Origin of the sequence: Intestinibacillus sp. NTUH-41-i26, from assembly GCF_032769475.1 — a bacterium.
GTDB classification, from domain to species: domain Bacteria; phylum Bacillota; class Clostridia; order Oscillospirales; family Butyricicoccaceae; genus Agathobaculum; species Agathobaculum ammoniilyticum.
Map to the genome: position 1 here is coordinate 2,153,180 of NZ_CP136477.1, position 25,045 is coordinate 2,178,224.

Genomic DNA, 25,045 nt, shown 5'->3' on the forward strand with positions numbered 1-25,045 from the left:
GTACTGTTATTACTCCTCCAACGCGCCCTCGCGCATGGTGAAATATTTCTCCACACTGTTTTCGGCGCTGCCGGGATCCAGTCCCGTGACCATCAGTTCCACACGCCGGTTGTGCGCCCGCTCTTCCTCGGTGTCAAAGCCATCGATCGGCCGCCACTGCCCATAGCCCACACTCACCAGCTTATCCGCATCAACTACGTTTTTGTTTTGCAGATATACGGTTACTGTCGCCGCACGGTTCGAGGCCAGGAAACGGTCCACCGTCGGGTCGTTTGCCTTATCAGGGGAACCCTGTGAGGTATGTCCCATCACACGCAGTTCGTCAATCAGTTTGCTCTGCGGTTGTATTGCCTTGGCAACCTCGTCCAGCATCCTTTTTCCGCTGTCAAGCAGCTCCCAACTGTCGCCCGCAAAGAAAACCGCATTCTGGAAGGTAATGAACACATAATCTGCCCCCTGGGTGACGGTCATCTGCTGCTGCAGGTTATTCTCTGCGCTGTATTCATTCAGTGCCGCCGCAATCTGTGTGAGAGCCTCCTGCACATCCTGTTCAGTCGTTTCTACCTTATCCTGTCCTCCCATTCCCACAGCCTCCGAAGAAGGCTGCCGCTGGAAGCTCTGCACAAACTGCTGCCATTTCTCTTCATTAATTGTCGACATGCTGTACAGCATAATGAAAAAGCAAAGCAGCAGGGTTACCATATCGCCATAGGTATCCATCCAGTTTGCGCCACCGCCACCGCCCTTTTTTCGTTTCATGCCGTATCGCCCCTCCTATACCGCAGGCAGATCATTATTTTTCTTTTCTGGAGCCCTTCTTCTTTTTCCCTGATTCCCCAGCTTCTCCGCCAGTCGCTTGCTGCTCCAGGTAACCTTCCAGCTTTTCCCTGATAAATTTCGGGTTTTCGCCAGACTGGATCGCCATAACGCCTTCTACGACCAGCTGGCGGCACAGGCATTCCTCTTCATCTCGTGTACGAAGGTTGTTCGCGATCGGGTTGAACACCAGATGCGCCAAAATACAGCCGTAAAACGTAGTAATCAACGCCGTGGCCATAGCCGGTCCAATATCGCTTGCTCCCGTGCTTGATTCCCCCATACCAGCCAGCATCTTGACCAGACCAATCAGGGTGCCGATCATACCGAATGCCGGCGCCGCAGCGGATCCTTTTTCATACATGGAAGCAACGTCGTCATGCCGCGCACTCAGTTGGTCGATGTCACTTGTCAGCATCTCACGCACTTTTTCCGAGTCGTTACCGTCCACAATCAGCATGATGCTTTTCTTAAAGAACGGGTCTTCCAGCTGACTCGCCGGCTCTTCCAATGCCAGCAATCCATTTTTTCGTGCGATCTGAGCAAATTCAACCACTTCATCAATAATGCCTGCCGGATTGAACTTTTTCTGGTTCAGTATGATGCTCAAATGCTTGGGGAACTTTACCAGAGTCTTCATGGGATTGCCCGCGATAACCGTTGCCAGCGTGCCGCCAACTACAATTAAAATACTGGGAATATCTACAAATTGTTCCAGCTGATTTATATCGATCATAGTCAGGGTGTCGCCCATGATAATGCCATAGATGATCATGAAGAAGCCAAACACAATGCCTATGATAAATGTCAGATTCATTTTGCTGCCAATCCCCCTGTCCGGGTTTTTCTATATTTTTTCTATATTTCTTTCAATCTATTTCCAGTCCCTGTTTTGCTTATCAGAGATCGTGATTTCCCGATAAATATCCCGCACCTTGGCCGTATACTCCTCAATCAGGGCAACGACACGCTCCGGTGTTTCCCGCACGATGTAATAGTCATGGTTCATCATAATGATTTTGGTTTCCGGAATAAGTTCAATGGTTTCAATCTGCATATGGTTCAACAGGAATGGTTCCCTGTTCAGCTTTGTCAAGCGGATCATTGTACTACCCCTTTCCCATACAATGCAGGGTGCGGGGCGCGCAATTTACGCGCCCGCCCTGCCAGCCTTTGCTTATCGTCCTGCCTTACCGCTTCATGCTTACCAGATCGGAAAGCATTTCATCGGTCACAGTAATGATTTTTGTGTTCGCCTGAAAACCGCGCTGTGCAGTGATCAGGTCGGCAAATTCAACTGCAATGTCGGTCTTGGACGATTCCAGGCCGCCTGCAATAATCTTGGTCGTGCCGCCCTTGCCGATCGCCAGATCCGACGTCGCCGTATCGGCAGGCATATTGTTCAGATAGGCATCGCCTAAAACACCGGTGCAAGTGCCGACCGTCATATCACCCGCGTTATTACCACCCTGGTAATAGCCGTTGCTGAGCTTGGTCAGGCCGTTCGGGTTGATAACACTCCCTACCGCGATGACGCCGACTGTAATCGGATCGCCGCCGTCAATAACGGCAGTGATTACGCCGTTTTGACCAACACTCAGGTTAACCGCACTCGCTGGTACCGTCTTATTAATATTGACATCCTCACCACCATTCTGGGGATATTCCAGTTGGTTTGTTGCTCCCTGGTCATCCAGGACCGGATACATCGCGCCGTTCTCCTTAATACCCGTACCGTCTCCTTTGGGTGCTGCGAGCGGCAGGCGGATCGGCTGCAGGCAGGTGTTCCACACGACATTGCCCTCTGCATCCGTCATGATATTGCTGCCCGCCCCTTCGGTAATCTGATCTGTACCCTGCGGCATGAAGCCGTATACACAGTTGCCATCCGGAGTCACCAGATACCCGTCGCCGTCCAGCCAGAAATTGCCCACGCGGGTCAGGGTCAGGTTATCGGGATCGGGTTCGTAATAGCCTGTGATCTCTTCCGTAGTACCGTCGTCATTGATTCCCTGTATATTCGACGGCTTTGGCCCTACCAGAAAGAATCCGTTGCCATCCAGATACAGGTGGGAGTTTGTACCGGTCGCCGCATAGGTACCCTGTGCAAAGTTCAGATCGATCGAGCCAATTTTGGAGCCATAGCCAATCTGCGCGGCGTTGGTGCCGCCGTACTGCGCGCCGCCCGCTGTACTTGCCTTGCTCGAAGTGTACATGGATTCCGTAAAAGAGGTCACGCCCGGCTTAAAGCCATATGTATTGGCGTTGGCAATGTTGTTTCCGATTACATTCATCTTCTGCATGTGGGTCTGCAGGCCCGCAATCGCAGCATACATAGAACCTGTCATAAGATACGATATTGCTCCTTCCAAGCATCGCGCTGCCGGAAGCCGTCAAACGGACGAGCTTCCAAAGCCTCCCCCTGTGGGGTCCTGCTTTCTTTATCCTTTACAAAAGAACAGCGCCGTCAATATTGGTAAATACATTGTCTTTCATTTCTTCCTGTGAGATCGCTGTGATCACACGGCTTTGCGGTACATTCACGATAAACGCCCGTGTCGCATCAAACACCAGGATATTTTTTGCGCCCTTCGCCTGTGCGCGTCCAACCGAATCGTTCAGCCGCGCCATCAGGTCACCCGTTATTTCAATGCCGCGCTCCTCTGCACGCTGCTGTGCATGCTTGGACAGCGCCACACCGCCCTCCTGTGCTTCGACGCCAATGCTTTCCAGGCGATGCCGCAGCAGGTCACCGAACGTACCGGTCTCTGGTGCTGTCTGACGCCGCTCCGTTCCCGCTGCTGGGAACGTACCATTCAGACGTTCAATCATAGGCGTTTTTCATCCGCACCACTGTCCGGATCGGTCTCAGGCTTTTCTTCCACCGGCGGTTTTTCCTCGGTTCCGTCGCCCGGTTTTTCCTCCACCGGTGGCTCTTCATCTACCGGCGGCAGTTCCCCGACTGCCATGATCGAGTTCAGCTTATACTTCTTGCCATCCACGAAAATCACCTGCTCGCCGTTTTCGCGTGCGCTTCCCGTCACGGTTCCAACGACCTCGTTCAGCTTGCCATTCACATATTCGCCCACAGTCACAGTCTTTCCAACCAGCGAGGCTGAATAGGACATTGTGGCCGCATCCGTAACAGTGGCCATTGCCTGAATTGTGGACATCTGCATCAGCTGGTTCATCATATCGCTTGTTGAAGCAGGGTTTTCAATATCCTGATTCTGAAACTGTACGATCATCAGCTGCAGAAAGTCTTCCATTGTCAGGGCGAGATTATCTGAACTTCCGTTATCCAGATAACCGGAATTATCGCTTGCTGCTTTCGTCTTTTTTGAGCCGGAGCTCTGCGTATCCGGCACATAGGCCCGCGCCACGGTGGGGGCAAATAAATCGCTCATTCTGTATCACTTCCTTTTTGTCATACGGTTTCCATCTGGTACAGTCCCAGACGGAGCTGGCCTAAAAAGCTGTCCTGCTCTTCCTGGCTGATTGCCGGCTCCTGCGCCCGATGGTTCTGGTGCCGTTCCTGCTGCTGCCGGTTATGCCCATCATACTGCGGCTGCTGGTACTCCTGCTGTGGCACCTGTATCTGAACATGCTGTCCAGTTCGGTCCTCCAACAGTGCTCCCAGGTTGCCCGCATGCTGTGCAAGCAGGGATGCAGTCTTTGCATTGTCCGCATGGATCAACAAACCAATGCCTCCTGCGGTCTGCGTCAACTCAATCGTAATCTTTCCAAGGTGCTCTGGTTTGAGCTGTATTTCCACCTTATCGCCTGTGTTTTTCAGTTCCGCACGCACGGTATCCGCTATACGGGCATCCATATCAGCCGACGCCGTATCCACGGCTTGTGCAGCGTCCGCTACCTTCACCGGCACATTTTCCACATTCTGGAACACAGGCTGTTCCGCCTGTGCGACGGTAACCTGTACCGGCTTTTGTGCGTCTTCAGTAGTACTCTGCCCGGGCGTATTTTCTCCATCTGTCTTTACAGCCGTCGAAAGATACACCGTAGGCTCGCTCTGCTTTATGACCGACTGACCTGTTTGGACGGTCTGCCCTCTTTCTTCTGGCTGCCGTACCTGTCTGGGTATCTCTGATGCGATTTCCTCTACCGGCTGCTGCAGCATGTTCTGCACTTCCGATGCCGCTTGTTGCACACCCGTCCCCTTTGCCGTCACCATTGGATCGACTGTTGGCTGCGGCAGGTTTGCTACCACAGGAACACCGCCGCCAGCCGGCTGCTCTTCAATTGCCGCTGGCACAATAAACTGCTGCACCGCCAGCGCCGCCATCAACTGCTGCGCCGCCGCGGCTTCTTCGGTCCCATTCGCCTCCTGCAATTTTTCTGGTGGCTCTCCGCTGCCCTGCGGCACCTCTATCTCCCCATCAATTTCCTGCGGGGCTGCGGCGTCGTTCTTTTTCCGTGCAAGCAGATCCTGAAAATCGTTTTTAGGCGGATCGTCCGTGCTTACGTTGCCCTTTGCAGAATACTGCAACAGTGATTTGAGCAACGCGATCTGTTCCGTATTCATTCTTCCTCACCTCCTTTCACCGCACCGCTGTCAATGCGCCATTCTGGAAACAACGCGTGCGGCCGACACAAATTCATCAATCATCTGCTCCTCGTTTTTCTGCTCCTGCTTATGATAGGCGTCCAGCTTTTTTTCTTTCAGCTTTTCAATCGTCGCCTTATCTCTTTTGGCTGCAATCACCGCTTCCCGCTTCTGATCTTCTACCCTGCGCAGTTCTTCCAGAGCCTTTGCCGCAGCCTGTATTTCCTTTTCCTGTGTCCGTAGCATAAGGTCATAGCCCATCGCATCCGCAACAGTCATTCCATGCGCCTTGCGGACACGATATTCCTCGTTTACAGAACGGAAGCTTTGGGTAAGGCGGTCCACAACCGTCTCCTGCTCTCTGGTCCTTGCGATAGCAGCCGCATGCTCGGCACGCAGCGCATCCAGCCGCTGCTCCTGATAACGCAGCACCATTTCCATTGAAAAATGAAACTTTTTCATCGCAGCTCCCCGTCTTTTTATCGCTTTACTGGAGAATTTTCCGCATTTGCTGCAGGCTTTGCTCATAGGTAAAGGATTCGTTGATCCCCTGCATCAGGAATGCGTTTATCTTGCTTATTTTAGCGATGGCATTGTCAAGCTTGGGATTCGTTCCTGCTTTGTAAGCACCAATTGCAAGCAAATCCTCATTTTTTTCATAAATGCTCAATATATTTCTCAGTTCACTCGCCAGTCTGATATGCTCCTGCGGTGCGATTTCAACCATCAAGCGGGAAATACTGGCCGATACGTCGATTGCCGGATAATGGTTCGCGTTTGCCAGCTTGCGCGAGAGGACGATATGCCCATCCAAAATACCGCGCACTGTATCTGCGATCGGCTCGTTCGTATCGTCGCCTTCCACAAGCACCGTATACACACCGGTGATCGAACCTTTTTCAAAATTTCCGCTCCGCTCCAACAGCTTGGGTAACTCCGCATAAATGGACGGCGTGTAACCACGCGCTACCGGTGGTTCTCCCACGGCCAGTCCGATTTCGCGCTGCGCCATTGCAAAGCGCGTCAGGGAATCCATCATCAGGAGGACATCCAGCCCTTTGTCACGGAAATATTCCGCGATTGCAGTTGCCACAGAAGGGCATTTCATGCGGAGCATCGCCGGCTGGTCCGAGGTTGCAACAACAAGGATCGAGCGCCGCATCCCCTCTTCCCCCAGATCTTTCTGAACAAATTCCAGCACCTCTCGCCCGCGCTCGCCCACCAGAGCAATCACGTTAATATCCGCTTTCACATTTTTTGCAATCATACCCATCAGCGTTGATTTTCCCACACCGGAGCCTGCAAAAATACCGATGCGCTGTCCCTTCCCAATCGTCAGCGTCGCATCGATCGCACGGATACCAAACTCGATCCGCTCGCGGATCGGCGGTCTTGTCAACGGGTTAATATAGGGACTGTCAACATAGTAGCTTTCCCCCTCTGGGAAAGCCGTCCCTCCGTCTATCGGCTGCCCCATGGCATTAATGATACGTCCGCGCAGGAAATCCCCCACCCGCAGACGAAGCCGCCGCCCTGTATTGCGCACAAAGCTTCCGGGGGCGAGTCCACTCATATTCTGGTAAGGCATCAGCAGCATATGCTCGTTTTTAAAGCCTACCACCTCAGCCAGCACCTGGCTGTTGGACTCCGCAGAATAGATACGGCATATGTCTCCCATCGCCCCCCGCCCACCGGAAGCCTCAATGGACATGCCAATAATATTTTCTATTTTCCCAGTACGGCTCAGCGTATCGCTGTCTCTGATCTGTTGGATGACCCGTTCAAGCATTGCTTTTCTTCCTTATTCCCGCCGATACCGGCTATGCGTTCTCCCGCACGATTGCGCGGATATTATCCAGTTGTGTTGATGCGCTCGCATCGATGATTTCATCCGGCATTTCGACAATACAGGTCCCTGGCTCCGCATCGTGCATCGGCACGATCTTCACATGTCCTGAAAGACCGGACAGCGCAGACGCCAGCGCCGGATCCGCCTGCGCGGCTCCTTTTACATCACAGTCCGCCACATAGATCTGCACCCACTCGCGCCGTTTCAGCTTATCAGTCGCCGCTACAATCATCCTCCGGATAATTTCCTCGCTGCTTTGCAGACTGACATGGATTACTTTTTCCGCGACCGTAATCGCAACCTGCAACAGCTCCTCCTGCAGCCGGTCGATAGAATCATCCCGAATCTGAGCCGCCTGCTGCAAAAAGCGCTGCATTTCCTGGACAGACTGCTGCGCTGCGGCCTCTGTTGCTGCGGCGGCCTCTTTCCGTCCCTTTTCCGCACCATCCGCATAGCCTTGGCTGTATCCTTTTTCGGCCGCCTGCTGATGTATCTTTGCCACCTCAGTCTCGGCTGCCTGCTTTGCCGCCGCGATAATCTCATCGGCCTGCGTATGCGCGTCCCGCAGCAATGCATCTGCTTCCGCACGGGCAAAGGACAGGGAGCGCACCGGTGGCACGCTTTCCTGCACTTCCTCCGGTTCCATGTCGCTGCGCTGCGTCGCCTCGTCCTGCTCGGCGGACTGCGACGGGGGCTCCCCCTCATAGGGGACGCTTTCCTTCAGCCGGACCATTTCCTCCAGCGTATCTGCCATCTGTTCGGTATCTGGAAGCTGATAGTCCTCCGCATGAGGCTTCATAAAATATTTGAGGATATTAGGCAATGATCTCATCCTTTCCACCCTTCAGGATAATGATTTCATTCCGTTCCTCCAAATCACGAATAATGCCAACAATACGCTGCTGCGCTTCTTCCACGTCGCGGATACGCACATTGGTTGTGATTTCGAGATCCTCCTCGATATTCTGCCGCATACGCGACGACATGTTGGCAAACAGCTTTTCTGCCACCTCCCTGTTTGCCCCCTTGAGCGCCAGCACGATATCCCGTGTATCGCAATCGCGCACAAAACGCTGCACCGAACGATCGTCCATCTTGACGATATCCTCGAAAACGAACATGCGTTTGCGGATCTCTTCCGCCAGTTTGCCGTTCCGCTTTTCCAATCCATCGAAAACTGCTTTTTCGCTGGAACGCTCCAAATTGTTCATAATAGCGGCAATCTGGTCGAGTCCGCCGACCTGTACCTTTTCCGCAACGATAATATTGGCAAACTTCTTCTTCAACTCTTCTTCCAGCATTTTTACCGCGCCAGGCGAAGCGCTCTCCATGCGGGCGATATTCTCCACAACACGCAGCTTTTTGTTTGCCGGCAGTTCCTCAATGACTGCTGCAGCCTTATCCGGATCCACATAGGACAGCACCAGCGCAATCGTCTGCGCACGTTCATGCTGTAGCGTGGAAAGAAGCGTTTTCGCATCTGTTTTATCCAGGAAAGAGAACGCACGGTTAGTCAACGCCTTCGTCACCTTACTGAGCAGCTGATCGGCCGCCTGATCGCCAAAGGCTTTTTGCAGCACCGACCGTGCATACTCCATCCCGCCCTCTGTAACCGCCTTATTGGTCAGGCACATCTGGTAAAATTCTTCCAGCACCTGCTCCGTGCGTTCTGTCGGGACATGCCCCAGCTTGGCGACCTCGAGCGTCAACTGCTCCAGTTCATCCGGTCCCATATATTGATAAATACGCGATGCCTTATCTGTCCCCAGCGCAACGATCACTGTGGCGGCCCTTTGCTGCGGAGTCAATTCCTGATCAGCCATTTACACCGTCCCCTTTTAACCAAACCCGTATCATCTGCGCTGCGATCTCTGGATTTTCCTCTGTAAACTTTCGGATATCCTGCTTCAGCTCCATGCTCTTTTCGTTTTGGATATCCAGCAGGTTTTCCCGTTTCTCACGCTCTGCGCGTTCCGCAGCAGCAAGCGCCGCCTGCTGCTCCAGCTCTTCCAGAGCCGCTTTTGCCTTTTTGCGGCGGCGCTGTATGATAAGCAACAGTATCACCAGCATGAGCAGAAGCCCCACCGCGCCCGCGATCGCATATATTGCCCATTTGGGCAGCTGCAGCCCGCCAATCGGCAAGCTATCTGTATTAGTCGGCGTATCCGTGTAGAACGGCGCGATCAGCACATTAATCTTATCTGCCTGTACCTCAGGTGCAATGCCTGCCGCGCGGGCGATATGGCTGGTCAATTGTGCCGCCGCAACATTACCCGCCGCATTCTGATTGATGGTTACCGCAATCATCACATCGGTAACAACCCCTGAATTCTGCTCGCTCTGCTCGGTAGAGGAGTTCACCTTGTAATCCTCGGTTCCTGCGTTTTTGATCCAGGTTTCATCTCCATTGACCGCGTCCTGCGATTCCATGTAAGTTTCAATGTCCGCATTGGACTGCGTACCGACTACACCGCCCGCGGTATTTTCATTTCCCCGCGTCAGCTCCTGGTCATATTCCCGCTGTCCAATGATCCCCTCGCCTTCAGGCGCCCCCTCCGGAGAGGAATAAACCGTATTCTCCTGTACACGCCGGCTGACATCCACCGTGCTGGTCACGCTGACCCGCACGTTGTCCGGCCCGTAAATCGGCGTCAGCGCCTGCATTACTTCCCCGCGCACACGGTTATTTACCTGATTTTCCAGCCGCAGCTTCAGGTCGGACGCCGAGGAGGTCGTGCTGTTTTCTGCGCCCGGCATATAGCTGTTGCCGACCGAATCCGTAACCGTAATACTGCCGAACTCCAGCCCCTTTACGCTGCGCGCAACAAGGTTTCCGATTGCATCAACATAGTTTTCCGGCAATGCGCCGCCATCCTGCATCGTTACAAAAACAGCAGCGGTCGCAGGCGTCGCGTTTTCACTGTCAAGAACATAGCGCTGATCCGAGCCCTCGGAGATATTGACCACCGCGTCCTTAACGCCTTCAAAGCAGCGGATAACCGCTGCCATCCGGTCCTGCAGTTCATAGTTGCGCACCGTGTCCCTATCCGAGTCGCTTGCCATCATACTGATATTGTTGAAATAGGTGTCATAACCGAAGCCTGATTTTGGATAGCCGTCCAGCAGCAGCTTTGCTTTCAGGTCCGGCTCCTGGGCTGCGGGCACTTTAATCGTATCTCCCTCGATCTTATAATCCGCAGCGCCGTACTCTTCCAGCTTTCCCACAATAGCTGATGCCTCATCGGTTGTCAGTCCTGTAAACAGTGTTTCGTAAGGGCGATTGTTCAGCACCACGGCAGCGATAACAGATACGATGATTACCGCCACAATAATAATTGCCGCAGTAACGATCCTTTTCTTTTTATTTTCTCCTTCAAAAAAGCTTTTCACTTTGTTGAGGTTGTTTTGCAGTTTTTCTTTTACCATTACTTCCGCCCTGTTCCCCAACTACCGATACTTCCGGCTGTGTATCCACAGCTGTTATATGCTCATGCGGGACAGTTCACTGTACGCATCGAGCGCTTTGTTGCGAAGCTGTACCAGCAGTTCCACCGACATTTGTGCCTTTGTGCTTGCGATCGTCCGAATAGCGGGGTTATCCAGTTGCCCTGTCGCCATCAGATACTCCGCTTTGTTCTTTTCCTGATCGGTCTGCCTTACATTATCGATTGCTTCCTGGAAAATCTGCTCAAAAACCGGAAGCGCCGTCCGTTCGGAGTACTCCCGCTCTTCTTTCCCCACGGAAATGGGCAAGGCATCCCATAAGGGATGTATATTGGAAATCACTGCCATCCTTACGCTCCCTCCTGTTTACTTACCGATTTCCAGCGCGCGCGACGCAACTGTTTTCAGCGTATTAAATGCCGTAACATTTGCCGAAAATGCCTGTGTCGCTGCCATCGCATCGCTGATCTCCTTGACCAGATCAATATTGGGCAGCTCAACATATCCCTGCGCGTTCGCATCCGGATGCGTGGGATCATACGACAGCTTAAACGGGCTTGTGTCTTCAATAATCTGCGTCACCCGCACGCCCCCCTGCTGGGACAGCCCGCCGGCAGCCGCCGGTACACCTCCTGCGGCCTGTGCCAAAACATTGCGGAAAGAGTCCCTTCCGTTTTCCGCTTCCATGACCACCAGCTTTCTGCGGTATGGTCCGTTTCCACCTTCGACTCTTGTGGTGTTGATATTGGCTACATTTTCCGAAATAACATCCAAACGCAGCTGCTGGGCGGTCAACGACGAACCCGTAATGTTCATTGAACTGAGAAAAGCCATTCCGCTACCCTCCTGTTATTGTCCGCGGATTGCAGTGCGCAGCAAAGAGAGATCATCAGAAACCGCGCTCATCACATGCTGCAACTGCAGCGCGTTGCGCGCCAGCTCAATCCCCTGCTCCGTTGCATCCACACCGTTTCCATCCATGCGCGCCGTTTCATTTTCCGCGACATGAATAACCGGTCTTGCACCCTCTATAGCCTCGCGCAAGCCGCCGCCCGACGGTACAGCGGCTTGCAGACGGCTACGCAGCGTTTCTTCAAAGGTCACATATTTGGTTTTGTAATTCGGTGTTTCAACATTCGCCAAATTATCTAAGATCGCGGTTTGCTTTGTCCACAGAAAATCCATGGAACGTTCCATCATCAACAGTGAATTACTGGTAAGCGCATCCATTTTTCCCTCATCTCCAAACTGTCGAACCCTACAAGTTCTTCCGAATTATATACGAAATAATCATTCTGTTATATTTTACATCTTCTCCTGATTAGGGTCAACGTTTTTTCGACAATAATCGATATTTGTTTTCAACATCTATAGACATTTTCAACAAATCCGTATCACTCAGATGCTCTCCACCCCTTTTATCACCGAAAAAAAAAAAAAAAACCACTTATTTGTACTAATAATTCACCATTACAGCCTTATTTTCCACACTTATTTCTTTTTTTGTTTAAATAGTCAATTTTTTATAATACTTTTCCCAATAATTCCTATAATTTCAACCTCCCCTATATACGTGCTCGCAATCATGCGTTATTTTTATGGAATGACATTACATAATCGTTTTTATTGCAGCGCCGCTCTATCAATACATAATATAAAATTCGTTTATTTATATGAACATCACTTTCCTGATAAAGGCTCTCCTCCCGTTTCCTTGTCGCGGCTGTCCTCACAGAGACGCCGCTGCCTCTAAGCTTTAGTGGGCGCGGCCTAAAGCCGCGCCCACTATCCCCAAGCCTGCGGACATCTGCTCTCCAGCGTCCTATGCTCATATGTAATTTAACAAAAATTTATATATAAGAAGATGCTAATTGAATATAGCGGTATGCCCAATAGGTATATGGCACATCTTTGTAAGACACTCCACTGCCGCCGGAGGTCCTGTTCAGCAGGCGCGTCATCAGCGCCGCTACTTCGCTTCGCGCGATATAGCTAAACGGACGGAACGTCCCATCCGCATACCCATTGACCCACCCGCGGGACACCGCATAATAGATCGCATCCTCGTTCGTAGCACCTGTCACATCGCTGAACCGCAGCGTACCGCGCGAATAACTCGGCGATCCCATCAGCCGGTAAAGCATCTCTACAAACTCTGCCCGCGTAATATACTGGTTCGGATGGAAGTAGCTTGTTACATCAATAATACCCGCATTTGCAAAGGCATTGATTTCACCTGCGCACCACATGTTGTAGGGTACATCGATAAATATATCCCCTGTGTTGGAAACGTTCTCAACATCGGACAATCGGTACAGCATGACGACAGCCTCTGCCCGTGTCATATTGGCTTCCGGCCGAAAGGTGCCGTCGGCATAGCCGTTGAGGAACGCGATCCTGCTTGAAGTATTGAGCTTTACCGTTCCCGTTGGCTTTACCGAATCCCTTGAATAATAAGCCCGTCCAGAAACCGTAACATTTTCTTCTATGTCATCCAGATACAGCGTCACTACGCCGTCCGCATTGCGGCTCATCTGATAGCTCTCCCCGCCGACGCGGATGTATGCCTTATCCGCCCCCACAGTGCGGCTACTGCCCCCGATTTTCACTGTAATCTCATCGATCTGGTAATTCTTATTGGGCGTAAAGTAAAACCGTACGCTGTCTCCCGCATCGATCCGGCTACCGGAAACGCTTTTGGTAATCTTCATATTGCTGGAGCTGTTGATCGTAAGCGAGGGGCGGGACACCGTGCTTGAGCTATTCGAGGTCGCCCCTACCGTGACAGGCTCCCTGATATTATCGATATAAAGCGTATATTCCCCGTTGCCGTTGTCCTGAATCTCATAATTACGGTTGCCTACACGGATTGTCTCATCATCCGGATCGGCGGAAGCCTTGCTTTCCCCAATCCGAACGGTAATTCTCTTTACGGAATACCTATCCGACGTGGTGCTGATCGTAAAAGCGGCGTCCTCACCACGGGCTACCGTATCCCCCACATCTGAATCAATATTGATGCGGGAACCCTCCTCCAGCTTGATGGGAATATTGTTTTCATCGTATGTGGAGGCAAATTCAATCGTGACATCATCTGTGATTTCCGGAAGCACAAAGGATACGCTGTCATCTGATTCACGCACGGAAATGCGGTCGTAATTCACCATGAAGTAAGACTGCTCCGGCGTCCATGTTGCATAGGTTTTCCCAACCTGCACCAGCATCTGGTCGATCAGGTAGCCTTCCTCCGTTGAAACCCGAACTGAAAGGGAATCCCCCTCATCCACAGTGGTCGTTTCACTGCCGGGGCGGTCAAGCTCCAGCCCGTCATCCATATAAATGCGTACCTTGTGCGTAACCGGTATTTTTTCTATGGATGGCGTGATCCTCAGATCGCCATACAGCGGGCCACTGACCGTCGTCTGATCGGCGGCACTCCAAGCAATTTTCAACCCATTCCAATCACCTGAAGAGGACACCGTGTTCGTCTCCGTTTTTCCATTTACGGTATAGGACAGGTACAGGCTTTTCAGCTGATACCCCTGATCCGGCGTAACAGAAAGTGTCGTCCTTTCGCCGTTTCCATATGTACCGCTCCCGCCTGTTTTCCCATCTTCTGGTTCGTCAATTTCCGCATCATACTCTGTGACGGGCGCGTAGGCAGATATGCTGATATCCGCGTCCGCTGTCAGCTGCCCCGCTGTAACCGTCAGCCTGCATGTATTGGAAAAGCTCGGCCACTGATCCACCTGCGCCGATATCCCACTATTCACATCCGCTCCGCTCAGCATATCCTGCTCCAATGTAAGCGAAACCGTTGATCCTGCCTCTGGTTTAATTTCTATGGTTATATTTTCCAGCCGGTACCCCTCCTCCGTTACGAGGGTAAAGGAGGCGCTTTTTCCGTCAGTCAGCTCCACTTCACCATTCGGCTCAAATTGGACCTTGCTGCCGCTTCCGTTTGCAATATCTACCGTTGCAGCATTAGATGCAGATCTTGTTGGAGAGTCTCCAATCCCCCCGATCTCCGCCGCAAGAGCAGTGGGCGTTGGCATAAGCAGTACTGCCGCCAACAGACCGGCCAATCCCTGTGTCCATTTCCCATTCATACGCACCGCGTCCTTTCCTGCGCACGGCCGGGCACCGCTTTCGCTGGCGTCTTCGCTGCCGTGTAAATACCTTTTTATTATTTATCGGACATATCCATCAGAAAAATAACCATGATTTCACGCCTTTTTGCTTTTCATCGTTTTCGCTCATTTTAATCTCTGTTCCCGCTTTGTTTTGTGCGCAATTTCCGTTGCCTTTGTCACAGGCAGAACGGTATCATATATACAGATATTTTTGATGAAAGAAGGGATCTCAGGATGATGAAACGCTTTTTCATATCTTTTTCCGTTTGTCTATTTTGCCTGCTGTCCGCTTGCAGCGGCGACAGCCCTGCTTCCGAAACCATATCCACTTACAGCTTCGGCGAGGATACGATTCCCGCGCTGGAGCAGGTGATGACGGAACAGTCCGGCGGGCGCCTGACCGCTGTGCTTTCTCCCGAAAGCACAGCGGGTGATGACGCAGGTACTGACGACGGCAACGCAGAGCGTACAGACAGTGCGGGCAACGAGGCCGACGCGACCTCCCCCTACATCGCTTACGACTATCAGCAATTCACTGAATATCAGACCGGTCCTGTCGTGCGCTCCTATGTCGATCTTCTGACTGGCGAGGCCATCGCCCTACAGCCTGAGGAAAAGCCGGACGACAGTGTCTATACCCAGCCTGTCGGCTCCATTCTGCTCACCCGTCAGGCGGTCATGGACGGCGCTACGTCTGCAAACAGCGAAGGGGAAAATACTGGCGACGGCGAAGCAACGTCCTATGCATCGCTCCCGCATGACCCTGAACTGCTATTCCGCGTCCGCATTGACTGGACGCCGACCAGTTGTCTGGTTACGCTCGACCATGTAGCCGGGCAGGACTTCGGCAACTCCCTGCTCACAGCCGGCTCTGCCCTCTCCTTTTCCACCGCGAAAGACCTGCTGAACACCGTCTCCCCCGAAGAAATCGGCCTGCCAGGTTCTTCCATGTCCGAATACAGCCTGAAGCCCGGTCCCGGCTTTGTAGAGGTGGATCATACTGCATGCCTGACAATTTATGTATATCAAAAAAACGCGGCAGGTACGAATTCCCTTGTCGAAACCTACTTTATCTCCTCCGACGGATCTACTCTGTACCGTCAAACCGGCACCGAACCGAATCAGGTGGAGAAAATCACGCTGTCCGGAGGGCATACTTCCCAGGCCGCCTCTTCGGATAGGGACCCCACTGAATAAGCCACATACTCATTGAAGGGCGTTTTTGGGCATTCGCTCCCTACCGCTCCCCTCCCATATGCCAAAAGGCGCTATCCAGCTTGGATAGCGCCTTTTGGCAATAATATCCTGTGTTATAAAAGCCTGTCTAACGGTTGCCCTTAAGTTATTTATGATGCAAGCTTTCCATTTGTGCGTTAACCGCATCCTCGCTTACCCGCATCGCGTCCAGCGTCAGCTGCAGCAGCTCGTCCAGTGTAAGCCCGCACAGCTCTGCCCCCCGCGCGATCACCTCGCGCGAACAGCCGGCAGCGAATTTTTTATCCTTATATTTTTTCTTCAGGCTTTTCAGCTCCATGTCCTGCACGCTTTTGGAGGGCCGCATGAGCGCGGCCGCGCCGATCAGTCCGGTCAGCTCATCCGAGGCAAACAGCAGCTTTTCCATTTCGTGCGTCGGCTCCACATCCGAGCAAAGCCCCCAGCCGTGGCTGCACACCGCATGGACGGTCGCCTCGTCCGCCCCGCCCTCGCGCAGCAGCTCGGGCGCCTTGACGCAGTGCTGCTCCGGCCATTGTTCAAAATCAATATCATGCAGCAGACCGGCTACGCCCCAAAAATCCGCGTCCTCGCCCCGCTGCTCCGCGAAATACCGCATAACGGCCTCGACCGTCAGCGCGTGGCGCAGATGGAACGGTTCCCTGTTATATCTGCACAAAAGCTCCCATGCCTGTTGTCTTTCCATTGCCTAACATCCTTTCCGCGTTTTTCTGTTTTCGTTTTCCGTCCGGCCGCGCGCTACTGCAGCCACGACGGCTTTTCCCTCATACGCACGCCCGCGGCAATGCCCAGCGCTGCGTACATGGTGACGATCGACGTACCGCCGTAAGAGAAGAACGGCAGCGTCAATCCCATGACAGGCAGCAGGCCGACGTTCATGAAGATATTCATAAACGTCTGGAACAGGAACATGCCCGACACCCCCACGGCGAGCAGCGACGAAAACGTCGTTGACGCGCGGTACGAAACATAAAACAGCCGCAGGATCAGCAGCGTCAGCAGGCCGATGATGAGCATGCAGCCGATAAAGCCCAGCTCCTCGCCCGCGACAGAAAAAATATAGTCGGTCTGGTTTTCCGATACAATCTGCATCTGCGTCATCGTGCCGTTGGTCAGGCCCTGCCCGCTGAGCTGCCCCGAGCCGATCGCGATCTTGCCGTAGGTCGCCTGGCGCGAGATATCCGGATCGATCGACGGGTCGAACAGCACCAGGATGCGCGTGATCTGGTAGCCCACCAGGACAAAATTCCACAGGAACGGTATGCTGACCAGCCCGAGCCCCGCGCCCACGGCGATCCACTTCATCGACAGACCCGCGGCAAACAGCATAATCAGCGCGATCATAAAATACTGGATCGCCATGCCAGTATCGCCCGAGGCAACGACCACCGCGCCCATCATGATGAGCGTGTGCAGGCCGATCACGAACAGGCCGCGCCATTCGCTGATGTGCTCGCGTATTTCGGAAATGTGCGCGGCAAGCGTAAAAATAAAAATCAGCTTGCCCAGCTCGCCCGGCTGCAGGCTGGTCACGCCCAGGTTGAGCCACGCGCGCTGGCCGTTGACCTCCTGCCCAAGTGGGGTGAACAGCAGCATCTGCAGGCCAATATTGAGCAGCACGAATATCTTCCACCAGCCGCTCATGGTTTCCAGGTCAATCAGGCTCATCACGACAAACGCGCCCAGGCCGATGATAATCGCCGCCGCCTGCACGAACAGGTTGCGCGTGCTGCCATCCAGCCCGCTCACGGGATTGAGCGTTGCCGAATAAATCAGCACCATGCCATACGCCGAGCACAGAAGCGCGAGGACAAGCAGATAAAGGTCGGTATTTTTCAGGTAATGTCTGACGGTTTTGAAAACGTCCACGCCGCCCCTCCTTTTCTATATGGGATTTGCGCCTGTTTTATATCATACCACAATGCAGCGCCGTTTGCGAGTCGCAAATTCAGCAAATTTTTCGCGTCTACCGCTGGAAAACTGTGCAGAACATTGTTATAATATTGACACTGTGTAAATTATACGGGAGGAAATGTTATGTTATCCGATATCGAAATCGCGCAGAGCTGCCAGATGCGCCCGATCGCGGAAGTCGCCGCGGCTGCCGGGGCTGGATGCGGACGACCTGGAGCTGTACGGCAAGTACAAGGCCAAGCTGTCCACAGACGTGTGGACCAAGCTGGAGGGCCATGAAAACGGCAAGCTGGTGCTCGTCACCGCCATCAACCCCACCCCCGCGGGCGAGGGTAAGACCACCACGACCGTCGGCCTCGGTCAAGCGATGGCCAAGCTTGGCAAGAATGCGGTGATCGCGCTACGCGAGCCATCCCTCGGTCCTGTATTCGGCATCAAGGGCGGCGCGGCCGGCGGCGGCTATGCGCAGGTTGTGCCGATGGAGGACATCAACCTGCATTTTACTGGCGATATGCACGCTATCACCGCCGCGAACAACCTTCTCTGCGCCATGCTGGACAACCACATGCAGCAGGGCAACGCGCTCGGCATCGACCCGCGTCGCGTGATCTTCACCCGCGTGATGGACATGAACGACCGCAGCCTACGCAATATTACGATCGGCCTGGGCGGTAAAATGAACGGCGTGCCGCGCGAAGACCATTTTATGATCACGGTCGCCTCCGAGATCATGGCGATCCTGTGCCTAGCCTCCGACTTGGACGACCTGAAAAAGCGCTTCGGTGACATTCTGGTCGCCTATTCCTACGCAGGCAAGCCAATCTTCGCGCGTGACCTGCATGCGGAAGGCGCGATGACCGCGCTGATGAAGGACGCGATCAAGCCCAACCTGGTGCAGACGCTCGAAGGCACCCCCTGCCTGATGCACGGCGGTCCGTTCGCCAATATCGCGCACGGCTGCAACAGCGTGCAGGCGACCAAGCTCGCCTTAAAGCTCGCGGACATCGCCATCACCGAGGCCGGCTTCGGCGCGGACCTTGGCGCGGAAAAATTCATGGACATCAAGTGCCGCAAGGCTGGCCTCTCGCCCGACTGCATCGTCCTCGTAGCGACCGTGCGCGCGCTTAAATACAACGGCGGCGTATCCAAGGCCGAGCTGAACGCGCCCGACCTGGCCGCGCTCGAACGCGGCGTCTGCAATCTGGACGCGCACCTGGACAACATGCAGAAGTTCGGCGTGCCGGTGGTTGTGGCCATTAATTCGTTCCCGACCGATACCGAGGAGGAGGTCGCTTTCATCCGCGCGCACTGTGCAAAGCGCGGCGTGCGCGTGGCTCTCTCCGAGGTGTTCGCCAAGGGCGGCGAGGGCGGCAAGGCGCTTGCAAACGAGGTGCTCGCCGTGCTGGACGAGGGCAAAGCGGACTTCCATATGCTCTACGAGGACAGCCTCCCGCTCGAGGATAAGATCCGCAGAATCGCCAAGGAGATCTACGGCGCGCTGGGCGTGACCATCGCCCCGGCGGCGCACAAGGAGCTGGCGAACATCACCGAAATGGGCTACGGCCATCTGCCGGTGTGCGTGGCGAAAACGCAGTATTCGCTGTCCGACGATCCGGCCCTGCTCGGCCGGCCAACCGAATTTGTGGTCAACGTGCGCACGGCGCGCCTGGCCGCAGGCGCGGGCTTTGTCGTCGTCGAGACCGGCGCGATCATGACCATGCCCGGCCTGCCCAGGGTACCGGCTGCGGAAAATATCGACGTGGATCGGGAAGGCAGGATCACCGGCCTGTTCTAACGCTTCCTGACGCAAAGGTCGCCTGGGGGCGGCCTTTGCCTTGCCTCAACCCAACAAGGAGGGAAAACGCCCATGCAAATCAGCCTGATCCTGATGCGGGAGATCGTCCAGCTGTTCATCATCCTGCTGATGGGCTACATCATCGTAAGGGCAAAGCTGCTCCGTCCGGAGGACAGCCGCAGCCTATCGGTCGTCATGGTATACTTGCTCACGCCCTGCGTCATCATCAACGCTTTCCAGGTCGAATACACGCCGCAGGTCATGGCCGGGCTTATCTTCTCCTTCGCCATTTCGATCGCGGCGCACATCCTGTTTCTGTTGCTCACCCGCCTGCTTGCCGGTCCGCTGCATCTGGATGTGATCGAACGCACCGCCGTTATCTACACCAACGCGGGTATCCTGGTCATCCCGCTTGTGAACGCGCTGCTCGGTCCGGAATACGTCATTTATTCCTGCGCGTTCATCGTGGTGCAGCAGGTGCTGATCTGGACGCACTGCCGCAGCCTGCTCTGCGGCACGCGCGGCATGGAATGGCGCAAGCTTTTCCTGAACGTCAATATTATCGCGATTGTGGCTGGCTGTGCGTTGTTCCTGCTGCGCGTGCCGCTGCCCGCCCTTATCAACGACACGTTGGGTACGCTGGGCGATATGTTCGGGCCGCTGGGCATGCTGCTGGCCGGCATGGTCATCGCGGACACACCGCTGCGGCGCCTGTTCACCACGCCGCGCAATTATCTGCCCGTGCTGCTCCGCCTGCTGGCCTTCCCGCTTGTGACCGTGCTGCTGCTGCGGGCTGCCGGCGCGGCCGGCTGGATTGCGGACGGAAAGAATATTCTGATGATCGTCTATCTCGCCTGTATCACCCCCGCCTGTGCGACCGTGACCTCGCTCGCGCAGCTCTACGACCGCAACGCCGCGTATTCCAGCGCACTGTATGTACTGACAACGCTGCTTTCCATCGTGACTATGCCGGTGATGATTGGAGTATACGACGCGCTGATATGAGGATATGGCAGGAAAAAGCCGCCCGAATGGGGCGGCTTTTATGTTATGTAACCGGTATTTCCTGCCCGGCGAACACCACTGCCTGCACATCGTCAGCAGAGATGTGACCGAGGCCATTATTAAATGGTGCAAATTCCATTCGGGTCTTTTCTCCATTCTCATCCTCAATACCTGCCGATTGGCATCCGATTCGTTCCCCTGATTTCAGCAGCAGATATGTATTGCTCTGATCCCAGCCGAACAGCGCTTCATTTGCGCCGCTCCACTCAGCCGATATATCAAGCGCGGAAAATTGCAGGCAGTCCAAGGTCACCGTACCAGCATCCGTCTGAATGGATTTACCGACCAGCAATGTCTCCCCATCATCGTTACGATCCACTGGGAAAGTAAACTCCCAGCATCCGTCCAACTCTTGCAGTTCGCCATCCGCCTCATACCAAAAGCCGTTAAACAAAGCAGACGCCTCGCCTGTCAGCGCAAAATCCGTTGCACTCAGCCGAATCAGGAACTCCAACGGAGCATCCTCCTGCCCGTTAACGCTAAGGAAACTTATATTGCTGCCATGTGATAGCTGCGTTTTCTGGTCGGGTATGGTAAACTCCCAGTCACAAAAACCCGCATTGGCATACTGCGTTCCCGAACGGTTCGTCCAGTTATCCACCCGCATCGTCTTTTCTGTTTCACTGGCTACCGTCCCCTTAAGGTAGACATACCATGTGTCCCCGTATATTTCATCCAGCGTAACTGTAAGGCCTGCGTCCGACTGACTGAGCCCCAGCGCGGTTCCCGTATGCGTATCCTCCCAACTTGCCATGGTATTCCGGATGTTATCCCGCACAGCCTGTACTGCAAATGCCCCGGAAAACGTCAGCGCCGCCGCAACTGCAACCGCTACCATCCCTCTCATTCTGCGCCGCGGCTTATGGCACCGTTCTACGCGCATGCGCACCGCCTTCTGTTGACGGTTGTCAAATGTTACGTTTTGCAAGGCGGCATTGCATTCTTCTCTAAATATTTTCCTCATAATACCACTCCTTCAGCATGGGTTTAAGCTGTTCCCTGGCCCGTTTGAGCCGGCTAACTACGGTGTTCGTCCGCACATGCAGAAGCTGTGCGATCTCACGCGCCTTGTAGCCCTCATAATAGTGCAGCAGGACGACTGCTCGGTATTTGGGTGCGAGCGACAGCACCGCACGAATCAGCGTGTCATCCGCCCCGTCAGACGCATCGGCCAGCAGGGCGGCAAGCGCTTCGCCGTCCGCGCGGCGCTTGTGCCATGGCGACAGGAGATAGCTTTTGCACACATTGATCGCAATGCGCGTCAGCCACGTTTTTTCACCGCTCTCGCCGCGAAAGCCGCCTGACCGCCACGCGCGGAAAAAAGTGTCCTGCACTGCATCCTCAGCCAGCGTGCGGTCGCCAAGGTACAGGGTACACAGGCGCAACAGGTCGGTGCCATAAGCCACCATAGCATGGTCAAGGTCGAATGCCTCCCTCATAGAGGGCGGGGCTGTGATTTCCCTCATCGTTCCCTCCTCCTTTCTGCCTATTAGACCCCTGCAGTGAAAAAAATATTGCATGCATTTTCTCCTGCTTCTTTCCAAAGTGTAAAAATCTTTTTTTCCGCCACAGGATATGATATACTGAACCTGTTACAATGTAGCATACCCACCCTCTGCTGACAAGGATGTGTAAATGATGGAAAACTTTACGTTATCCAACGGTGTGTCTATTCCCGCCGTTGGATATGGCACTTATCTTGCGGACTGCGACAGCGCCGCAGTCGTCGAAAATGCTCTGCGCGCGGGCTACCGCCATTTTGACACCGCTTCTTTTTATGGCAACGAGGCCGAGCTGGGGCGCGCCCTCCAACAATGCGGCGCGGCGCGCGGCATGCTTTTTCTAACCTCCAAGCTGTGGAAGACCGAGCTGGGCTACCGGCAGGCGCTCGACGCATTCGAGCGTTCTCTGGAAAAGCTCGGCACAGACTACCTCGACCTATACCTGATCCACTGGCCGCGTCCGGACGACCTCTCCGCGGAGTGGGCCGAGCTTGACCGCGGCACTTGGCGCGCCCTGGAGGAGTTATACCATGCGGGCCGCGTTCGCGCGATCGGCGTGAGCAACTTCCTGCCCCACCATCTGCGCAGCCTGATGGAAACCGCGGAGGTCGCGCCCATGGTCAATCAGATCGAATTCCATCCGGGCTACCCGCAGACCTGGAACGTCGAATTCTGCAAGGCGCACGGCATTCTGCCGGAGGCGTGGAGTCCGCTCGGCCGCACGCGCGTGCTGGACGATCCGTTCCTACGCGAGCTGGCGGCCGGATACGGGAAGTCCGTCGCGCAGCTCTGCCTCCGCTTTGCCCTACAGCGCGGCGTGCTGCCGCTGCCCAAGTCCTCCGCGCCGGAACGTATGGCGGCCAATCTCGACATTTTCGATTTTACGATATCGGACGCGGATATGGATCGCATCCTCACCCTGCCGCAGTTCGGCTGGTCCGGCCTGCATCCGGACTTTCCCAAGCAGCAGCCCTGAACGGGCGCAGCCGGCCGCGCAAGCGGCCGGCTGGCATTTTTGCTTGACAAGCCGCGCGGAATGCGGTATACTGACCCCGTTAATAAATGATTTGAGGTGGAAGGATGAAATAAGCTCTTCTTGCAGGATTCATTGGGCTGGCAGACCGCTTTGGTTTGCCGCACCCGCTTGCAGGAGCGCTTATTTTGTCTTTGCCGCCTTTTTCTGCGCCTTTTTGCGCGTGGGAAGCGGTCTGCGTCGTCCTGCACCGTTTTTCATGCGTAGGAGGTGCATTTTTATGTCTGTCATCGAAATTTCCAATCTGACCTTTGCCTATGAGGGCAGCTATGACGCTATCTTTGAGAACGTTTCCCTCCGGCTGGACACCGACTGGCGGCTCGGTCTGGTCGGCCGCAACGGGCGCGGCAAAACGACGCTGCTGCGGCTGCTCCAAGGCGCGCTGCCCTGCGGCGGCGCGGTCCGCTCCACCGTGCCGTGCGACTATTTCCCTTTTCCCATCCCCGACCCGTGCAAGGACGCAATCGGTGTGGTCGAGGACGTGCAGCCGGACTACGAATACTGGCGGCTCGCGCGCGAGCTGCACCGGCTGGCGCTTTCGGACGAGATCCTGTACCGGCCGTTCCGCTCGCTGTCCGGCGGCGAGCAGATGCGGTTGTTGCTCGCGTTGCTGTTTGCGCGCGAAAACCGCTTCCTGCTGATCGACGAGCCGACCAACCATCTGGACACGGAAGCCCGCGCGCTGGTGGCGGATTACCTGAAAAGCAAGCGCGGCTTCCTGCTCGTCTCGCATGACCGCGCGTTTTTGGATGGCTGTGTCGATCACATCCTTTCGATCAATAAATCGGATATTTCGCTGCAAAAAGGCAATTTTTCGTCCTGGTTCTCCAATAAAGAACAGATGGACGCTTTTGAGCTGGCTGAAAACGAGCGCTTACGCGCGGATATCCGGCGGCTGGATGAAGCGGCCAAGCGCGCCGCCCGCTGGTCGGATCGGACCGAGTCCGAAAAGCACGCGCGCAACAGCGGCCTGCGTCCCGATCGGGGCTATATCGGCCACAAGGCGGCCAAGATGATGCAACGCGCCAAGTCGCTGGAAGCGCGGCGGCTGGATGCGGTGGAGCAAAAGGCGGGGCTGCTGCACAACGTCGAGCGCGTGGACGATTTAAAGCTCCACCCGCTCTCCTACCGCGCGCAGGCGCTTGCCGAACTGACCGACGTGGCCGTGCAGTACGGCGGCGCGCCGGTCGTCGCGGACGTGCGCCTTGCGGTGACGCGCGGCGCGCGCATCGCACTCACCGGACGAAACGGCAGCGGCAAATCCAGCCTGCTCAAGCTGATCGCCGGTCAGGATATCCCGCACACCGGCACAGTGCGGCTGGGCAGCGGGCTGACCGTGTCCTATGTGCCGCAGGACGCGTCCTTCCTCTCCGGCAGCCTGACTGGCTATGCCGATGCCTGCAGCGTGGACCGCACGTTGTTCCTCTCCATCCTGCGCAAGCTGGACTTTGCCCGCGTGCAGTTTGAAAAGGATATGGCGGATTACAGCGCCGGGCAAAAGAAAAAGGTGCTGCTTGCCCGCAGTCTCTGCGAGCAGGCGCACCTGTATCTGTGGGACGAGCCGCTCAACTATATCGACGTATTTTCCCGCATGCAGATCGAGCAGCTCCTGCTCGCGTACCAGCCCACACTGCTGTTCGTCGAGCACGACCGCGCATTCTGCGAAAAGATCGCCACCGAAACCGTGCGGCTGTGAC

The 25,045-nt window shown here is 54.8% G+C and carries 24 protein-coding genes and 1 pseudogene; 5 read left to right on the forward strand and 20 right to left on the reverse strand.

What is annotated here, in order from left to right; genetic code table 11:
• Window positions 1-9: 9 nt before the first annotated feature.
• The 16 genes from RX717_RS11045 to RX717_RS11120 form a co-directional block, all read right to left on the reverse strand.
• Window positions 10-759 (reverse strand): OmpA/MotB family protein, encoded by a 750-nt coding sequence (locus tag RX717_RS11045; RefSeq protein ID WP_107631876.1) that lies wholly within the window; start codon window positions 757-759, stop codon window positions 10-12.
• A gap of 34 nt (window positions 760-793) precedes the next feature.
• Entirely contained in the window at window positions 794-1,633 is an 840-nt protein-coding gene (locus tag RX717_RS11050) for a motility protein A (protein WP_107631875.1), read from the reverse strand.
• 57 nt (window positions 1,634-1,690) lie between these two features.
• Entirely contained in the window at window positions 1,691-1,921 is a 231-nt protein-coding gene (locus tag RX717_RS11055; RefSeq protein WP_054327090.1) for a flagellar FlbD family protein, read from the reverse strand.
• An 85-nt stretch (window positions 1,922-2,006) separates the two neighbouring features.
• Window positions 2,007-3,164: a flagellar hook-basal body complex protein gene (locus tag RX717_RS11060; protein WP_082397028.1), complete on the reverse strand. Its 1,158-nt coding sequence runs from the start codon at window positions 3,162-3,164 to the stop codon at window positions 2,007-2,009.
• Between the two features lie 100 nt (window positions 3,165-3,264).
• Window positions 3,265-3,648 carry a TIGR02530 family flagellar biosynthesis protein gene (locus RX717_RS11065; RefSeq protein WP_054327088.1) on the reverse strand — a complete coding sequence of 128 codons (384 nt, stop codon included), beginning with the start codon at window positions 3,646-3,648 and terminating at the stop codon, window positions 3,265-3,267.
• Window positions 3,645-4,223, reverse strand: coding sequence for a flagellar hook capping FlgD N-terminal domain-containing protein (locus RX717_RS11070; protein ID WP_107631874.1), 579 nt, complete (start codon window positions 4,221-4,223; stop codon window positions 3,645-3,647). Before RX717_RS11070 ends, RX717_RS11065 begins: the two co-directional genes overlap by 4 nt.
• Before the next feature lie 20 nt (window positions 4,224-4,243).
• Window positions 4,244-5,359: a flagellar hook-length control protein FliK gene (locus RX717_RS11075; protein WP_107631873.1), complete on the reverse strand. Its 1,116-nt coding sequence runs from the start codon at window positions 5,357-5,359 to the stop codon at window positions 4,244-4,246.
• A gap of 30 nt (window positions 5,360-5,389) precedes the next feature.
• Window positions 5,390-5,842 (reverse strand): flagellar export protein FliJ, encoded by a 453-nt coding sequence (fliJ, locus tag RX717_RS11080; RefSeq protein WP_054327085.1) that lies wholly within the window; start codon window positions 5,840-5,842, stop codon window positions 5,390-5,392.
• Between the two features lie 25 nt (window positions 5,843-5,867).
• Entirely contained in the window at window positions 5,868-7,169 is a 1,302-nt protein-coding gene (fliI, locus tag RX717_RS11085; RefSeq protein WP_107631872.1) for a flagellar protein export ATPase FliI, read from the reverse strand.
• Between the two features lie 31 nt (window positions 7,170-7,200).
• A complete protein-coding gene (locus RX717_RS11090) occupies window positions 7,201-8,052 on the reverse strand; it encodes a FliH/SctL family protein (RefSeq protein WP_054327084.1) in 852 nt (283 codons plus the stop codon).
• A complete protein-coding gene (fliG, locus tag RX717_RS11095; protein ID WP_054327083.1) occupies window positions 8,045-9,052 on the reverse strand; it encodes a flagellar motor switch protein FliG in 1,008 nt (335 codons plus the stop codon). The genes RX717_RS11090 and fliG overlap by 8 nt, the downstream gene beginning before the upstream one ends.
• The gene (fliF, locus tag RX717_RS11100; RefSeq protein ID WP_054327082.1) at window positions 9,045-10,655 is read right to left on the reverse strand and encodes a flagellar basal-body MS-ring/collar protein FliF; all 1,611 of its coding nucleotides are present in this window, start codon (window positions 10,653-10,655) and stop codon (window positions 9,045-9,047) included. The genes fliG and fliF overlap by 8 nt, the downstream gene beginning before the upstream one ends.
• 54 nt (window positions 10,656-10,709) lie before the next feature.
• Window positions 10,710-11,021 (reverse strand): flagellar hook-basal body complex protein FliE, encoded by a 312-nt coding sequence (locus tag RX717_RS11105; RefSeq protein WP_082397025.1) that lies wholly within the window; start codon window positions 11,019-11,021, stop codon window positions 10,710-10,712.
• 18 nt (window positions 11,022-11,039) lie between these two features.
• Entirely contained in the window at window positions 11,040-11,507 is a 468-nt protein-coding gene (flgC, locus tag RX717_RS11110; RefSeq protein ID WP_054327081.1) for a flagellar basal body rod protein FlgC, read from the reverse strand.
• A 15-nt stretch (window positions 11,508-11,522) separates the two neighbouring features.
• The gene (flgB, locus tag RX717_RS11115; protein WP_054327080.1) at window positions 11,523-11,903 is read right to left on the reverse strand and encodes a flagellar basal body rod protein FlgB; all 381 of its coding nucleotides are present in this window, start codon (window positions 11,901-11,903) and stop codon (window positions 11,523-11,525) included.
• Window positions 11,904-12,523: 620 nt separating this feature from the next.
• The gene (locus RX717_RS11120) at window positions 12,524-14,782 is read right to left on the reverse strand and encodes an S-layer homology domain-containing protein (protein ID WP_107631871.1); all 2,259 of its coding nucleotides are present in this window, start codon (window positions 14,780-14,782) and stop codon (window positions 12,524-12,526) included.
• Window positions 14,783-15,040: 258 nt separating this feature from the next.
• On the opposite strand from RX717_RS11120, the gene RX717_RS11125 reads away from it, so the two are divergent.
• A complete protein-coding gene (locus RX717_RS11125) occupies window positions 15,041-16,003 on the forward strand; it encodes a hypothetical protein (RefSeq protein ID WP_107631870.1) in 963 nt (320 codons plus the stop codon).
• 145 nt (window positions 16,004-16,148) lie between these two features.
• On the opposite strand, the gene RX717_RS11130 is transcribed toward RX717_RS11125, so the two are convergent.
• The gene (locus tag RX717_RS11130; protein ID WP_107631869.1) at window positions 16,149-16,724 is read right to left on the reverse strand and encodes an HDIG domain-containing metalloprotein; all 576 of its coding nucleotides are present in this window, start codon (window positions 16,722-16,724) and stop codon (window positions 16,149-16,151) included.
• Window positions 16,725-16,777: 53 nt separating this feature from the next.
• The gene (locus RX717_RS11135) at window positions 16,778-17,908 is read right to left on the reverse strand and encodes an FtsW/RodA/SpoVE family cell cycle protein (RefSeq protein ID WP_054327076.1); all 1,131 of its coding nucleotides are present in this window, start codon (window positions 17,906-17,908) and stop codon (window positions 16,778-16,780) included.
• Window positions 17,909-18,076: 168 nt separating this feature from the next.
• Between RX717_RS11135 and RX717_RS11140 the strand changes: the two are divergent.
• Window positions 18,077-19,748 (forward strand): annotated as a pseudogene (locus RX717_RS11140) (formate--tetrahydrofolate ligase).
• 72 nt (window positions 19,749-19,820) lie between these two features.
• Window positions 19,821-20,753 (forward strand): AEC family transporter, encoded by a 933-nt coding sequence (locus RX717_RS11145; RefSeq protein WP_054327074.1) that lies wholly within the window; start codon window positions 19,821-19,823, stop codon window positions 20,751-20,753.
• Window positions 20,754-20,796: 43 nt separating this feature from the next.
• Here the strand turns inward: RX717_RS11145 and RX717_RS11150 are convergent, their stop codons facing one another.
• Window positions 20,797-21,777 (reverse strand): hypothetical protein, encoded by a 981-nt coding sequence (locus RX717_RS11150; RefSeq protein WP_107631868.1) that lies wholly within the window; start codon window positions 21,775-21,777, stop codon window positions 20,797-20,799.
• Complete coding sequence (locus RX717_RS11155; protein WP_242977945.1) at window positions 21,761-22,279, reverse strand: sigma-70 family RNA polymerase sigma factor; 519 nt, start codon at window positions 22,277-22,279, stop codon at window positions 21,761-21,763. The genes RX717_RS11150 and RX717_RS11155 overlap by 17 nt, the downstream gene beginning before the upstream one ends.
• Window positions 22,280-22,448: 169 nt before the next feature.
• Between RX717_RS11155 and RX717_RS11160 the strand changes: the two genes are divergently transcribed.
• Complete coding sequence (locus RX717_RS11160; protein WP_307718894.1) at window positions 22,449-23,291, forward strand: aldo/keto reductase; 843 nt, start codon at window positions 22,449-22,451, stop codon at window positions 23,289-23,291.
• A gap of 277 nt (window positions 23,292-23,568) precedes the next feature.
• Window positions 23,569-25,044 (forward strand): ribosomal protection-like ABC-F family protein, encoded by a 1,476-nt coding sequence (abc-f, locus tag RX717_RS11165; protein WP_107631866.1) that lies wholly within the window; start codon window positions 23,569-23,571, stop codon window positions 25,042-25,044.
• Window position 25,045 lies beyond the last annotated feature (1 nt).

What these genes read in the sequence shown, in the direction of transcription:
- RX717_RS11045 (WP_107631876.1), bottom strand. Translation starts at nt 759, where the DNA reads ATGAAACGAAAAAAGGGCGGTGGCGGTGGCGCAAACTGGATGGATACC.
- RX717_RS11050 (WP_107631875.1), bottom strand. Translation starts at nt 1,633, where the DNA reads ATGAATCTGACATTTATCATAGGCATTGTGTTTGGCTTCTTCATGATC.
- RX717_RS11055 (WP_054327090.1), bottom strand. Translation starts at nt 1,921, where the DNA reads ATGATCCGCTTGACAAAGCTGAACAGGGAACCATTCCTGTTGAACCAT.
- RX717_RS11060 (WP_082397028.1), bottom strand. Translation starts at nt 3,164, where the DNA reads ATGACAGGTTCTATGTATGCTGCGATTGCGGGCCTGCAGACCCACATG.
- RX717_RS11065 (WP_054327088.1), bottom strand. Translation starts at nt 3,648, where the DNA reads ATGATTGAACGTCTGAATGGTACGTTCCCAGCAGCGGGAACGGAGCGG.
- RX717_RS11070 (WP_107631874.1), bottom strand. Translation starts at nt 4,223, where the DNA reads ATGAGCGATTTATTTGCCCCCACCGTGGCGCGGGCCTATGTGCCGGAT.
- RX717_RS11075 (WP_107631873.1), bottom strand. Translation starts at nt 5,359, where the DNA reads ATGAATACGGAACAGATCGCGTTGCTCAAATCACTGTTGCAGTATTCT.
- fliJ (WP_054327085.1), bottom strand. Translation starts at nt 5,842, where the DNA reads ATGAAAAAGTTTCATTTTTCAATGGAAATGGTGCTGCGTTATCAGGAG.
- fliI (WP_107631872.1), bottom strand. Translation starts at nt 7,169, where the DNA reads ATGCTTGAACGGGTCATCCAACAGATCAGAGACAGCGATACGCTGAGC.
- fliG (WP_054327083.1), bottom strand. Translation starts at nt 9,052, where the DNA reads ATGGCTGATCAGGAATTGACTCCGCAGCAAAGGGCCGCCACAGTGATC.
- fliF (WP_054327082.1), bottom strand. Translation starts at nt 10,655, where the DNA reads ATGGTAAAAGAAAAACTGCAAAACAACCTCAACAAAGTGAAAAGCTTT.
- RX717_RS11105 (WP_082397025.1), bottom strand. Translation starts at nt 11,021, where the DNA reads ATGGCAGTGATTTCCAATATACATCCCTTATGGGATGCCTTGCCCATT.
- flgC (WP_054327081.1), bottom strand. Translation starts at nt 11,507, where the DNA reads ATGGCTTTTCTCAGTTCAATGAACATTACGGGTTCGTCGTTGACCGCC.
- flgB (WP_054327080.1), bottom strand. Translation starts at nt 11,903, where the DNA reads ATGGATGCGCTTACCAGTAATTCACTGTTGATGATGGAACGTTCCATG.
- RX717_RS11120 (WP_107631871.1), bottom strand. Translation starts at nt 14,782, where the DNA reads ATGAATGGGAAATGGACACAGGGATTGGCCGGTCTGTTGGCGGCAGTA.
- RX717_RS11125 (WP_107631870.1), top strand. Translation starts at nt 15,041, where the DNA reads ATGATGAAACGCTTTTTCATATCTTTTTCCGTTTGTCTATTTTGCCTG.
- RX717_RS11130 (WP_107631869.1), bottom strand. Translation starts at nt 16,724, where the DNA reads ATGGAAAGACAACAGGCATGGGAGCTTTTGTGCAGATATAACAGGGAA.
- RX717_RS11145 (WP_054327074.1), top strand. Translation starts at nt 19,821, where the DNA reads ATGCAAATCAGCCTGATCCTGATGCGGGAGATCGTCCAGCTGTTCATC.
- RX717_RS11150 (WP_107631868.1), bottom strand. Translation starts at nt 21,777, where the DNA reads ATGAGGAAAATATTTAGAGAAGAATGCAATGCCGCCTTGCAAAACGTA.
- RX717_RS11155 (WP_242977945.1), bottom strand. Translation starts at nt 22,279, where the DNA reads ATGAGGGAAATCACAGCCCCGCCCTCTATGAGGGAGGCATTCGACCTT.
- RX717_RS11160 (WP_307718894.1), top strand. Translation starts at nt 22,449, where the DNA reads ATGATGGAAAACTTTACGTTATCCAACGGTGTGTCTATTCCCGCCGTT.
- abc-f (WP_107631866.1), top strand. Translation starts at nt 23,569, where the DNA reads ATGTCTGTCATCGAAATTTCCAATCTGACCTTTGCCTATGAGGGCAGC.